The 12,941-nt window shown below is 74.2% G+C and carries 10 protein-coding genes; 6 read left to right on the forward strand and 4 right to left on the reverse strand.

The window, feature by feature from the left end:
* Positions 1 to 35 precede the first annotated feature (35 nt).
* A complete protein-coding gene (locus BMY88_RS01980; protein WP_091939549.1) occupies positions 36 to 395 on the forward strand; it encodes an ArsR/SmtB family transcription factor in 360 nt (119 codons plus the stop codon).
* Positions 392 to 874, forward strand: coding sequence for an SRPBCC family protein (locus BMY88_RS01985; RefSeq protein WP_091939551.1), 483 nt, complete (start codon positions 392 to 394; stop codon positions 872 to 874). Before BMY88_RS01980 ends, BMY88_RS01985 begins: the two co-directional genes overlap by 4 nt.
* Before the next feature lie 183 nt (positions 875 to 1,057).
* On the opposite strand, the gene BMY88_RS01990 is transcribed toward BMY88_RS01985, so the two are convergent.
* Both BMY88_RS01990 and BMY88_RS01995 read right to left on the reverse strand, forming a co-directional pair.
* On the reverse strand, positions 1,058 to 2,737 hold the full coding sequence (locus BMY88_RS01990) for a Na+/H+ antiporter (protein ID WP_091939553.1): 1,680 nt from the start codon (positions 2,735 to 2,737) through the stop codon (positions 1,058 to 1,060).
* A 67-nt stretch (positions 2,738 to 2,804) separates the two neighbouring features.
* A complete protein-coding gene (locus BMY88_RS01995) occupies positions 2,805 to 3,818 on the reverse strand; it encodes an LLM class flavin-dependent oxidoreductase (protein ID WP_091939556.1) in 1,014 nt (337 codons plus the stop codon).
* A 171-nt stretch (positions 3,819 to 3,989) separates the two neighbouring features.
* On the opposite strand from BMY88_RS01995, the gene BMY88_RS02000 reads away from it, so the two are divergent.
* The 4 genes from BMY88_RS02000 (at position 3,990) to BMY88_RS02015 (ending at position 10,494) form a co-directional block, all read left to right on the forward strand.
* A complete protein-coding gene (locus BMY88_RS02000; protein WP_091939558.1) occupies positions 3,990 to 5,651 on the forward strand; it encodes an AMP-binding protein in 1,662 nt (553 codons plus the stop codon).
* A 118-nt stretch (positions 5,652 to 5,769) separates the two neighbouring features.
* The gene (icmF, locus tag BMY88_RS02005) at positions 5,770 to 9,033 is read left to right on the forward strand and encodes a fused isobutyryl-CoA mutase/GTPase IcmF (protein ID WP_091939560.1); all 3,264 of its coding nucleotides are present in this window, start codon (positions 5,770 to 5,772) and stop codon (positions 9,031 to 9,033) included.
* Between the two features lie 168 nt (positions 9,034 to 9,201).
* A complete protein-coding gene (locus BMY88_RS02010) occupies positions 9,202 to 9,708 on the forward strand; it encodes a MarR family winged helix-turn-helix transcriptional regulator (RefSeq protein ID WP_170860911.1) in 507 nt (168 codons plus the stop codon).
* A 9-nt stretch (positions 9,709 to 9,717) separates the two neighbouring features.
* Positions 9,718 to 10,494 (forward strand): helical backbone metal receptor, encoded by a 777-nt coding sequence (locus BMY88_RS02015; protein ID WP_091939565.1) that lies wholly within the window; start codon positions 9,718 to 9,720, stop codon positions 10,492 to 10,494.
* A 46-nt stretch (positions 10,495 to 10,540) separates the two neighbouring features.
* Here the strand turns inward: BMY88_RS02015 and BMY88_RS02020 are convergent, their stop codons facing one another.
* On the reverse strand, positions 10,541 to 11,368 hold the full coding sequence (locus BMY88_RS02020; RefSeq protein WP_091939988.1) for an IclR family transcriptional regulator domain-containing protein: 828 nt from the start codon (positions 11,366 to 11,368) through the stop codon (positions 10,541 to 10,543).
* Positions 11,369 to 11,429: 61 nt separating this feature from the next.
* Positions 11,430 to 12,908 carry an amidohydrolase family protein gene (locus BMY88_RS02025; protein WP_091939567.1) on the reverse strand — a complete coding sequence of 493 codons (1,479 nt, stop codon included), beginning with the start codon at positions 12,906 to 12,908 and terminating at the stop codon, positions 11,430 to 11,432.
* Positions 12,909 to 12,941 lie beyond the last annotated feature (33 nt).

The raw sequence follows: 12,941 nt of genomic DNA on the forward strand, positions 1-12,941 counted from the left end.
CGTACTCAACCGGTTGGTTGAGCACGGAGGTCGACATGGCGGCGGATGCGCTGTCCCGGGTGTTCGCGGCCCTCGCCGACCCGACCCGCCGGGACATGGTGGCGCGACTGACGCTCGCCGACGCGACGGTCAACGAGCTGGCGGCGCCCTACGACATCAGCCTGCAGGCGGTCTCCAAGCACGTGCGCGTGCTGGCGGACGCGGGGCTGGTGACCCGCAGCCGGTCGGCGCAGCGCCGGCCGGTGCACCTCGAGGCGGAGGTGTTCGACCTGATGACGGCATGGCTCGAGCGCTACCGGCGTGCCGCGGAGGAGCGGTACCGCCGCCTCGACGACGTCCTGGCATCCCTGCCGGACGACGACCCCACCCCATCCGCAGGAGGAAACCGGCCATGACCACCAGCACGCGCGAGACCCGGATCGTCTCCGACCCCGACGTCCCCCTGGTCCGGATCACCCGCGAGTTCGACGCGACTCCCGCCGCGGTCTTCCGGGCGCACACCGAGCCCGACCTGCTGGTCCGGTGGCTCGGCCCCCGCGGGCTGGAGACGCGGGTGGACGGCTGGGACTGCCGCACGGGCGGCTCCTACCGCTACGTGCAGTCCGAGGACGGCGAGGAGTACGCCTTCCGCGGCTGCTTCCACGACGTGCGGCCGGGCGAGCTGATCGTGCAGACCTTCACCTTCGAGGGCATGCCCGACGCGGTCGCGCTGGAGCGGATGGCGTTCGAGGAGCTGCCCGGCGGGCGCTGCCGGCTGACCTGCACCTCGCTCGTCGACTCGTTCGAGGGCCGCGACGCGTTCGTCGCCAGTGGCATGGAGGTCGGCGTCGTCCAGGGTTACGAGCGCCTCGACGAGGTCCTCGCCGCGGGCTGAGGTCGGCAGGATCGGCGTCCTCCCGCACCGCAGCGCGTCCTCCCTCACGGTGGGCGGTGAGGGAGGTAGCGCCACGATCAGGTCACCTGATCCCCGGGTAGCCCGGGTAGCCGGGGTAGCGGGGGAGCGGGGGTAGCGGGGGGAGCGGGGGAGGGCGGCACGGTGGCGGGTCGGGCGGGCGGCTCAGCCTCCGCGGGTGGGGAGCTGGCCCTCCTGGTGGTCCAGCTCCCGCTGCAGGATGCGCAGGCTCGCGTCGGGCAGCCGGCCGGCGTCGCGCCAGCGCAGCAGCTCCTGCCGCTCGGCCTCCAGGACGGCCCGCCGCACCCGCAGGGCCGCCTCGTACTCCGGCGACGTCGGCACCTCCCCGCCCTCGGCGAACTGCAGCATCGACAGGCGCCGGTCGTAGCGCTCCAGCCGGCCGCGCAGTGCGGCCCGCAGGCCGTCGATCGCCTCGTCCTCGAGGTGGGTGTGCTGCTCGTCGTCGAGCGCCTCGAGGCGGGCGAGCCCGGCGCGGACGGCGGCGGCGCGGGCCTGGTTGCGCAGCCGGGCCTCGTCGGCGGCGTCCGCGCGGACGCCGAGCCGGCGCACCAGCGGGGCGAACGTGAGCCCCTGGCCGACCAGCGTGACCAGCACGCCGACGAAGGCGCAGAACAGCAGCAGGTCGCGGTCGGGGAAGGGTGCGCCGGCGTCGGTGGTCAGCGGCAGCGTGAAGATCGCGGCCAGGCTGATCACCCCGCGGGTGCCGGCCCAGCTGAGCACGGTGATCTCGCGGCCGGAGAGGCGGTCCTCCAGGTGCCGGGCGAGCCGGGCGGGCGGGCCGTCGAGGTCCGGGGCGTCGTCCTCGGCGACGTGGCCGCCCAGCCGGGAGTGCATCCAGGCGGGCATCGACTCGGTCAGCAGCAGCCACAGCGGGCGCAGCAGCAGCATCACCCCGATGGTGATCGACACGGCGATCACGATCGTGGAGACCTCGTACTTCCCCAGGTTCTCGATCACCTCGGGCAGCTGCAGGCCGATCAGCAGGAACACGATGCCCTCGAGCAGGTAGTCGATCAGCCGCCAGAACGCGCGGGTCTGCAGCCGGGTCTCCCCGTTCTGCCAGTACGGCGCGTTGTGCCCGATGACCAGCCCGGCGACGACGACGGCGAGCACGCCGGACACGTGCACCGACTCGGCGAGCAGGTAGGCGACGAACGGCGTGGCGACCGAGACCGCGTTCGACGACAGCGGGTCCCGCCGCAGCCGGCGCAGCGGGCGGACGGCGTAGGCGACGACCAGGCCGGCGGCGATCCCCCCGGCCGCGGACAGCACGAACTGCCCGACCGCGGCGGACGTGGAGAACCCCTCGCCCTGGGCGGCGGCCACGGCCACGGTGAGGATCGTCAGCGCGGTCGCGTCGTTGAGCAGCCCCTCGCCCTGGATGAGGGTGAGCAGTCGCGGCGGCAGCCCGACCTTGCGGCCCACGGCGAGCGCGGCCACCGGGTCCGGCGGGGCGACGGCGGCGCCCAGCGCGATGCCGGCGGCGAGCGTCGCGCCGGCCACGAACAGGCTGAACCCGATCCCGATCAGCAGGGCGGTGGCGAACACCAGCAGCACCGAGAGGCTGACGACCGTCCGGATGTTCTTGCGGATCGCCAGCAGCGAGGAGTCCAGCGCCGCGCTGTACAGCAGCGGCGGCAGCACCAGGGTGAGCACCAGGTGCGGGTCGAGCTCGACGTTCGGCCCGGGCAAGAACGCGTAGGCGATCCCGAGCAGGGTGAGCAGCGCCGCGGCCGGCAGCCCGGTCCGCTCGGCCACCCAGTGGACGACGACGGTGACCCCGACGGCGCCGAGGACCAGCAGGAGGACGGTCTCGACGCTCACCCGGTCATCCTGCCGGGCGCCCCGGCCGGCCCCGTGCCGACGCCCCGGGCCGGCCGTGCGGGACGGCTCACGCCGCGATCGTCGCGACGGCCTCCGCGGTGAGCTGGACCGAGCGCAGCCGCCGCTGGGGATCGGGGGACTGGAAGGCGACGATCAGCTCGTCGGCGTCGGCCCGCTGCCGGAAGGCGATGAGCTGGTCGCGGACCTCGGCGGGCGTGCCGGCGGCGGTGTGGGTGAGCATCCCGTCGACGTGGACGGCGGCGCCGCCGGCGAGGAGCAGGTCGGCCACCTCCTCCTCGGACCCGTGGCCGGACAGGTCGCGGCCCCGGCCGAAGAGGCCGACCGCCAGCCGCCGGCGGACCTGCTCGAGGTCGGCGCGGGCGGCGTCGGTCGTGTCGGCGGCGACCACGTTCACCCCGGCGATCACGTACGGCTCCGCCAGCTGCGCCGAGGGGCGGAACTCGGCCCGGTAGGCGGCGACCGCCGGCTCCAGCAGCTGCGGCGCGAAGTGCGAGGCGAACGCGTACGGCAGCCCGAGCGCGGCCGCCAGGGTGGCGCCGAACATCGACGAGCCGAGGATGTAGAGGGGCACGTGCGAACCCCTGCCGGGGACGGCGTCCACGCCGGGCACGCGGGTCTCGCCGGCGAGGTAGGCCTGCAGCTCCAGCACGTCCTGGGGGAAGCGGTCGGCGGAGTTCCCGTCCCGGCGCAGCGCGTACATCGTGTTCTGGTCGCTGCCCGGGGCCCGCCCGAGGCCGAGGTCGATCCGCCCGGGGTACATCGCCTCGAGCGTGCCGAACTGCTCGGCGATGGTGAGCGGGGAGTGGTTGGGCAGCATCACGCCACCGGCGCCGAGCCGGATCGTCGAGGTGTGCGCGCCGACGTGGCTGATCAGCACGCTGGTCGCCGAGGAGGCGATGGTCGGCATGTTGTGGTGCTCGGCGTACCAGACCCGCCGGTACCCGTGCTCCTCCGCCGTCCGGGCGAGGGCGACGCTGGCCGCGATGCTCTCCCCGGCGGTCTGCCCGGGGGCGATCGGGGCGAGGTCGAGGACGGACAGCGGCAGGGACTGCTGGGACACGGTGCGGGGACCTCTCGTCGGCGTTCGTTGCTGACGACAACCGCCGTCGCCCCGCCGTCCTTCCCGGAGCACCTCGCGCGCGGAACGCTCCCCCCGACCGGAGGTGGTGCGCCCGCCGGGACGGCGGGAGGGTGGGGACGCCGTCCCACCGTCGCCGATCGGAGGCCCGTCGTGACCCCGTCCCCGCCGCCCGTGCCCTCCTACGCCAGCGGGACCTCGTCCGTGCCGCTGCTCGGCGACACCATCGGCGCGGACCTGGACCGCACCGTGGCCCGCGTCGGGGGCCGGGAGGCGCTGGTGGAGTGCGCGACCGGCCGGCGGTTCAGCTACACCGAGTTCGCGGCCGAGGTGGACGCCGTGGCCCTGGGGCTGGACGCCCTCGGGGTGGCCGCCGGAGACCGGGTCGGCATCTGGGCGCCCAACTGCGCCGAGTGGGCGTTCGTGCAGTACGCGACCGCGAAGCTCGGGGCGATCCTGGTGAACGTCAACCCCGCCTACCGCACGCACGAGTTGCGCTACGTGCTCCGGCAGTCGGGGATCTCGATCCTGGTCAGCGCGCCGGAGTTCCGGAGCAGCGACTACCGGGGGATGGTCGGCGAGGTCCGCGGCGAGTGCCCGGACCTGCGCGAGGTGGTGTTCCTCGGCGACCCGGAGTGGGAGCGCCTCGTCGCCGGCGGCCGCGCCGCCGACCACGGGCTGCTGGCCGAGCGGGCGGCGCAGCTGTCCCCGGACGACCCGGTGAACATCCAGTACACGTCGGGCACCACCGGCTTCCCCAAGGGCGCGACGCTCACCCACCACAACCTGCTCAACAACGGCTTCTTCGTCGGCGAGGGCTGCGGGTACACCGAGGCCGACCGGATCTGCATCCCGGTGCCCTACTACCACTGCTTCGGCATGGGGATGGGCAACCTGGCGGCCACCAGCCACGGCGCGACGATGGTGATCCCGGCGCCCGGGTTCGATCCGGTGGCGACGCTGCGCGCGGTCCAGGAGGAGCGCTGCACCTCCCTCTACGGCGTCCCCACGATGTTCATCGCCGAGCTCGCGCTGCCCGACCTCGCCGACTACGACCTGTCCTCGCTGCGGACCGGGATCATGGCCGGCTCCCCGTGCCCGGTGGAGGTCATGAAGCGGGTGGTCGCCGAGATGGGGATGACCGAGGTGACCATCTGCTACGGCATGACCGAGACCTCGCCGGTGTCCACCCAGACCGGGGCCGACGACGACCTGGACCGGCGCACCTCGACCGTCGGCCGGGTCCACCCGCACCTGGAGATCAAGGTCGTGGACCCGGCGACCGGTCTGACCGTGCCGCGCGGCGCCCCGGGGGAGCTGTGCACGCGCGGCTACTCCGTGATGCGGGGCTACTGGGGGGATGCCGAAGCCACTGCGAAGACGATCGACTCCGCCCGCTGGATGCACACCGGCGACCTCGCGGTGATGGACGCCGAGGGCTACGTGAACATCGTCGGCCGGATCAAGGACCTGGTGATCCGCGGCGGGGAGAACGTCTACCCGCGGGAGGTCGAGGAGTTCCTCTACACCCACCCCGACGTCGTCGACGCGCAGGTGATCGGCGTGCCCGACGAGCGCTTCGGCGAGGAGCTCATGGCCTGGGTCCGGCTGCGCGAGGGTGCCGAGCCGCTGACCGCCGAGGCGCTGCGCGAGTTCTGCGCCGGCCGGCTCGCCCACTTCAAGGTGCCGCGGTACGTGAAGGTCGTGGACGCGTTCCCGATGACGGTCACCGGAAAGGTCCGCAAGGTCGAGATGCGCGAGGTCTCGGTGCGCGAGCTGGGCCTGGAGGCCGCGGCCGCCGTCCGCAACGCCTGAGCGGAGTCGCTCGAGCGCGGTCTCCGCACCCGCGCGAGTCCGACGGGCAGTTCGTGGACGTCAAAGTATCTGCGGTACGGTCTGTGGACGTCCACGTACCTCGCCCCTGGAGCCCGCCGTGACCGCTGAGCCGACCCCCGCCCGGCCGCCGCTGCACGTGCCCGTCCACCCGGTCCGGTTCGTCACCGCGGCCAGCCTCTTCGACGGGCACGACGCCGCGATCAACGTGATGCGCCGGCTGCTGCAGAGCCAGGGCGCGGAGGTGGTGCACCTGGGCCACGACCGCGGGGTGGACGCCGTCGTCCGCGCGGCGCTGGAGGAGGACGTGCAAGGGGTCGCGATCTCCTCCTACCAGGGCGGGCACGTCGAGTACTTCTCCTACCTGCGGGAGCGGCTGACCGCGGCCGGCGCCGGGCACGTGCAGGTGTTCGGCGGCGGCGGCGGCGTGATCGTCCCCGAGGAGATCGCGCTGCTGCGCGACCGCGGCGTGCGGGTCTTCTCGCCCGAGGACGGCGCCCGGCTCGGCCTGCCCGGGATGATCAACGAGCTGATCCGCGCCTGCGACGTCGACCTGGCGGCGACCGCGCCGTCCGCCGAGGCCGTGCTGGGCGGCGACCGGGCTGCCCTGGCCCGCGCCATCACCGTGCTGGAGGCCGGCCGCGCCCCGGAACTCGCGGCGCGGCTGGCCGAGGCGGCGACTTCCCGCACCGTGCCCGTCCTGGGCATCACCGGCACCGGCGGCTCGGGCAAGTCCTCGCTCACCGACGAGTTGCTGCGCCGGCTGCGGCTGGACTCCGGCGACCGGCTGCGGGTCGCCGTCGTGGCGATCGACCCGACCCGCCGCCGCGGCGGGGGCGCGCTGCTCGGCGACCGGATCCGGATGAACGCGCTGGAGGAGGCGGTCGAGGGCGACCGCACCTTCTTCCGCTCGCTGGCCACTCGGACCGCGGGCGCGCAGGTGCCCGAGCACCTGGACGACGTCCTGGCCGCGGTGACGGCCGCCGGGTTCGACCTGGTGATCGTGGAGACGCCGGGGATCGGGCAGGGCGACGCGGCGATCGTGCCGTTCAGCGACGTCTCGCTGTACGTGATGACGCCGGAGTTCGGCGCCGCGTCGCAGCTGGAGAAGATCGACATGCTCGACTTCGCCGATGTCGTCGCGGTGAACAAGTTCGAGCGCCGCGGGGCCGAGGACGCCCGTCGCGACGTCGCTCGGCAGATGGTGCGCAACCGCGAGGCCTTCGGGCAGCCGTGGGAGTCGATGCCGGTGTTCGGCACCAGCGCGGCCCGGTTCAACGACGACGGCGTCACCGCGCTCTACCAGCACCTGCGCGAGCTGCTGGGTGAGCGCGGGCTGCCGGGATCCGAGGGCTCGCTGCCGCGGGTCGACGTCCGGACCTCGAGCGGGCTGGCCGGCGTCGTCCCGGCGAACCGGGCGCGCTACCTGGCCGAGATCACCGAGACCGTCCGCGGGTACCACCGGGCGACCGACGAGCAGGCCGCCCTGGCCCGGCGGCGCCAGCACCTGGGGACCGCCGCCGAGGTGCTCGACGGCCTGGACCAGGAGCCGGCGGCCGCGGCCGCCCGGGCCGCCGCCGAGGCCACCGAGCTGCTGCCGGAGGTGCGCGACGCACTGGAGCGCTGGCCCTCGGTGGTCGAGCAGTACGCCGGCGACGAGCTGACCTACACCGTCCGCGGCCGCGATCTCACCGTGCCGCTGACCCGGGAGACGCTGTCGGGCACGAAGGTGCGCCGGGTCGCCCTGCCGCGCACCACGGACGACGGCGAGCTGGTGCGGTTCCTGCGCCGGGAGAACCTGCCGGGCGCGTTCCCGTTCACCGCGGGCGTGTTCCCGGTCAAGCGCGAGGGCGAGGCCCCGGCGCGGATGTTCGCCGGCGAGGGCGACCCGTTCCGCACCAACCGCCGGTTCCGGCTGCTCAGCGAGGGGCAGCCCGCCACCCGGCTGTCGACCGCGTTCGACTCGGTGACGCTCTACGGCCGCGACCCGGAGCTGCGGCCCGACGTCTACGGCAAGGTCGGCACCTCCGGCGTCTCGATCGCCACGCTCGACGACATGCAGGCGCTCTACGACGGGTTCGACCTGTGCGCGCCGAGCACCTCGGTGTCGATGACGATCAACGGCCCGGCGCCGGCGATCCTGGCGATGTTCCTGAACACCGCGATCGACCAGCGGCTGGCCGCCTTCCGCGCGGAGGAGGGTCGCGGGCCCGACGCGGCGGAGGCCGAGGAGATCCGCGCGTTCGTGCTCTCTACGGTCCGCGGCACGGTGCAGGCCGACATCCTCAAGGAGGACCAGGGCCAGAACACCTGCATCTTCTCGACCGAGTTCGCGCTGCGCTGCATGGCCGACATCCAGCAGTGGTTCATCGCCCACGCGGTGCGCAACTTCTACTCGGTGTCGATCTCCGGCTACCACATCGCCGAGGCGGGGGCGAACCCCGTCAGCCAGCTCGCGTTCACGCTGGCCAACGCCTTCACCTACGTCGAGGCCTACCTCGCCCGCGGCATGGCGATCGACGACTTCGCGCCCAACCTGAGCTTCTTCTTCTCCAACGGGATGGACGCCGAGTACACGGTCATCGGCCGGGTCGCCCGGCGGATCTGGGCCGTCGCGATGCGGGACCGCTACGGCGCCGGCCCGCGCGCGCAGCAGCTGAAGTACCACGTGCAGACGTCGGGGCGGTCGCTGCACGCGCAGGAGATGGACTTAAACGACATCCGCACCACGCTGCAGGCGCTGTGCGCGATCTACGACAACGCCAACTCGCTGCACACCAACGCCTACGACGAGGCGGTGACCACGCCGTCGGCGCACTCGGTCCGCCGCGCGCTGGCGATCCAGATGATCATCGACCAGGAGTGGGGCCTCGCGGCGAACGAGAACCCGCTGCAGGGCGCCTACGTCGTCGAGGAGCTCACCGACCTCGTCGAGGCCGCCGTGCTGGAGGAGTTCGACCGGCTGTCCGAGCGCGGCGGCGTGCTGGGCGCGATGGAGACCGGCTACCAGCGAGGCCGGATCCAGGACGAGTCGATGCTCTACGAGCACCGCAAGCACGACGGGTCGCTGCCGCTGATCGGCGTCAACACGTTCCTGGACCCGCAGCGCGACTCGGCACCGCCCGGGCCGGTGGAGCTGGCCCGCGCCACCGAGGACGAGAAGAAGTCGCAGCTCACCCGGCTGGAGGACTTCCACACCCGGCACGCCGCGCAGGCGCCCGCCGCGCTGGCCCGGCTGCGCGAGGTGGCGATGGGCGGCGGCAACGTCTTCGACGCGCTGATGGACGCCGTCCGGGTCTGCTCGCTGGGGCAGATCAGCGAGGCCTTCTTCGAGGTGGGGGGCCGCTACCGCCGGAGCGTGTGACGAGCGGGGGCCGGTGCCGCCGCCGTGGGGACCCCTTTGCGGGTCGAACTCGAGCCTTGCGGGTCCTGCAGGACCCGCAAGGCTCGGGAAGGACCCGCAATGCGGCCCGCGCGGGTGCGAGCCGGTGCCGCCGCGGGGCGCGGGAGCGGCTGCGGGAGGATGAGCGTCGTGAGCACGCCGTCCCTGCCCTTCGATCCCGTCGCGGAAGCCACCCGGCACTGGCGCGAGCACGGCTGGGGCGACGCCGCCGTCGGCATGGAGGCCGTGACGTCGCTGATGCGCGCCCAGGCGATCGTGCAGGCGCGCGTCGACGAGGTGCTGCGCCCGCTGCAGCTCACCTTCGCCCGCTACGAGCTGCTCATGCTCCTGTCGTTCACCCGCTCCGGCGCGCTGCCGATGGCCAAGGCGGGGGCCCGCCTCCAGGTCCACCCGGCGAGCGTGACCAACGCGGCGAGCCGGCTGGAGGCCGCGGAGCTGGTGCGCCGGCGTCCGCACCCGGAGGACGGCCGCGGCGTCCTGGTCGAGATCACCGACGCCGGCCGGGAGCTGGCCGCGAAGGCGACCGCGCGCATCAACGAGGTCTTCGCCGCTCCCGACCTGAGCAACGACCGGATGCGCGAGCTGATCGTCATCCTGCGCGACCTGCGCCGCGCCGCGGGCGACTTCGGCGACTGACGGCCGCCCATGACCGGCCCGACCCCCGCCGACGACCTCGGGACGCCGGTGCCCCTGGCCGGCCCGCCGCGGCGGGTGGTCTCCCTCGTCCCGTCGCTCACCGAGGCGCTGGCGGTCACCGTGCCCGAGCGGCTGGTCGGCGCCACCGACTGGTGCACCCACCCCGCCGGCCTCGACGTGGCCCGGGTGCGCGGCACGAAGAACCCGGACCGGGCCGCGATCGCCGCGCTCGCGCCGGACCTCGTCGTCGTCAACCGGGAGGAGAACCGGCGGCTGGACGTCGACCGGCTGCGGGCCGCGGGCATCCCGGTGTGGGTGACGGTGATCGAGTCGGTGGAGGAAGCGCTGACCTCGCTGCGCCGGCTGTTCGGCGAGGCGCTGGGGGTGGCGGAGCCGGGGTGGCTGACCGAGGCGGCCGCGGCCTGGGCGACGCCTCCGCCCGCGGTCGGTCCGCGGGTCGCCGTCCCGATCTGGCGGGACCCGTGGATGGTCGTCGGCCCGCGCACCTTCGCCGGTGACGTGCTGGACCGGCTGGGCCTGGTCAACGCGTTCGGGGCGGGGGAGGAGCGCTATCCGCACGTGACCGTCGACCAGATCCGCGGCGCCGACGCGGTGCTGCTGCCCGACGAGCCCTACCGGTTCACCGCAGACGACGGGCCCGAGGCGTTCCCCGGCCTGCCCGTCGCGCTGGTCTCCGGCCGCGACCTCACCTGGTACGGCCCCTCGCTGGCCGGCGCCCGCGCCCGCCTCGCCGCCGCCGTCGCCACGCTGACCTCCGCGGCATAGGAGGCTTTCCGCACGTCCGCAACCCCCGAGGCGAGGGGAGAGCTTCCTATGCCTCGGCGCCGCCGGCCGCGGGGCGGGGCAGCTCCACGTGCGGGCGCGACTGCCAGCGCGCCCAGTCGGCGCTGACCTCACCGGCCGCGCGCAGCAGGCGGGGCAGGTGCTCGTCGAGCAGCCGCTCGGTGGAGGTCTCCGCGGCGTGCACGGTCACGTTCATCGCCGCGCGGACCGCGCCCGTGCCGTCGCGCACCGGGACGGCGACCGACCGCACGCCGGGCGCGAGCTCCTCGTCGGCCAGCGCCCAGCCGCGGGCCCGCACGCCGACGAGCTCCTCGCGCAGCCCCTCCCGGGTGGCGCCGATGTAGGTCGGCAGGCCGGCCCGGCTGGGCTGGTCGAGCACGCCGTCGAGCTGCTCCGGCGGCAGCGCGGCCAGCAGCACCTTCCCCTGCGACGTCTGCGCGGCGGGGAAGCGGGTGCCGATCTCCACGCGCAGCGCGATCAGCTTGGGCACCGACACCCGGGCGACGTAGACGATGTCGGACCCGTCGAGCTGCGCCATCGAGGAGGACTCCCCGGTGCGCCCGACGAGGTCCTCCAGGTGCGGGCGGGCGACGTCCCACAGGCCCAGCGACCCGATGTAGGCCATGCCGAGGTCGAGCACGTGCGGGGTCGGCTCGAACCCGCCCGGGCCGGACCGGACGTAGCCGAGCTCGGTGAGGGTGAGCAGCAGCCGCCGCGCCGTCGGCCGGGCGAGGCCGGTCGCCGCCGCCACCTCCGACAGCGACATCCCGCGGCGCCCGGCGTCGAAGCACGCCAGCACGTCCAGCCCGCGCGCCAGCGCCTCCACGAAGTCCGGCCCCGCACCGCGTCCCGCCATCTCCACCTCCACGTCGGCGGAGGGGATCCGCGGCGTTCCACCGACGGATCCCCTCCGGTCGTCATCGTCCGAGGACGCGGTCCTCGCCGCCGGCCCGCTTGGACTCGTCCTTGAAGTCGGAGTACTGGTAGGGGTTCTCCAGCACCTCGGCCTCCGCGGCCGGCGCCTCCGGGAACATCCCGGCCCGCCAGGCCTCCTCGCCGATCTCGCCGCGCAGGTGGTCGATCGTGTTCTCGATCTCCCGGCGGACGGCGGCCAGATCGACGCCGACCAGCTCGCCGTCGGACTTCACGATCCGCCCGTCGACCAGGACGGTGTGCACGTCGGCCCGCTGCGCCTGGAACGCCACGTGCCCGAACGGGTTGAGCAGCGGGAAGGAGGCCGGCGACCGGTCGTTCTTCAGCAGGACGACGTCGGCCCTGCGCCCCACCTCGAGCCGGCCGAGGTCGCCGGCGCGGCCGATCGTGTGCGCCCCGCCGCGGGTGCACCACTCCACGACGTCGCGGGCGCGCAGCCGCAGGTGCGTGATGGTCTCGCCCGTGAGGTGCGCCTCCATGTGCTCGGACATGCGGTCGGTGTTGAGCGTCGCGCGCATCGCCGAGAACATGTCGCCGCTCCACCAGACGCTGGTGTCCATCGACAGCGACACCGGGATGCCGTAGCGCTGCACCTGCTCGGTCGGGGCGTGCCCCTGGCCGGCGCTGCACTCGGACTCGGTGGCCACGGAGATCGACCCGCCGGTGCCCGCGATCCGCTGGTAGCTGTCGGCGGTGAGCGTGGCGGCGTGCACGTAGGTGGTCTCCGGGGTCATGAACCCGCCGTCGTACATCTGCCGGATGCCGGTGTCGTTGGTCGCCGCCCAGACGCCGGCGTGCGTGGTCACCGGCAGGCCGAGCTCCCGCGCCACCTCGAAGGCGGCGCGCTCCGGGAACGCGGGGTCGCCGGTGACGTCGAAGGCCAGTTGCACGCCCATCATGTCGTCGCGCTCGTCGCGCAGCCGCTCCAGGAACGCGCGGACGGCGGGGTCGGCGGTCCACTCCCACGGGCCGGCCTGGATGTTGCCGTAGGCCAGGACGAACCGCCCCGGCACCGAGCGGAGCGCGTCGAGGGCGGCCTCGGCGTGCTCGACGCTCTGCAGGTTGTGCGACCAGTCGACCGTCGTCGTCACCCCGGCGTCCAGCGACTCGAGCGCGGCGAGCCGGTTGCCCGCGGCGATGTCCTGGGGGCGGAACTTCTTGCCGTGCTCGAGGTAGTACCAGACGAAGTACTGGGTGAGCGTCCAGTCGGCGCCGTAGCCGCGCATCGCGGTCTGCCACATGTGCCGGTGGGTGTCGATCATGCCGGGCAGCACGACGCCGCCGGCCGCGTCGACCTCCCGGGTGCCCGCGGGGACGTCGAGCGCCGGGCCGATCGCGGCGATCCGGCCGTCGGCGACCAGCACGTCGGCGTTGGGGAGGACCGTGCCCGCGTCGTCCATGGTCAGGACCGTGCCGCCGCGCAGGACGACGGGCCGGCCGGCCTCGGTGCTGGGATCGCTCATGGTGTCCTCCTAGACGGGCACGACAACGCTGTC

The organism is Trujillonella endophytica, from assembly GCF_900110555.1.
GTDB lineage: Bacteria > Actinomycetota > Actinomycetes > Mycobacteriales > Geodermatophilaceae > Trujillonella > Trujillonella endophytica.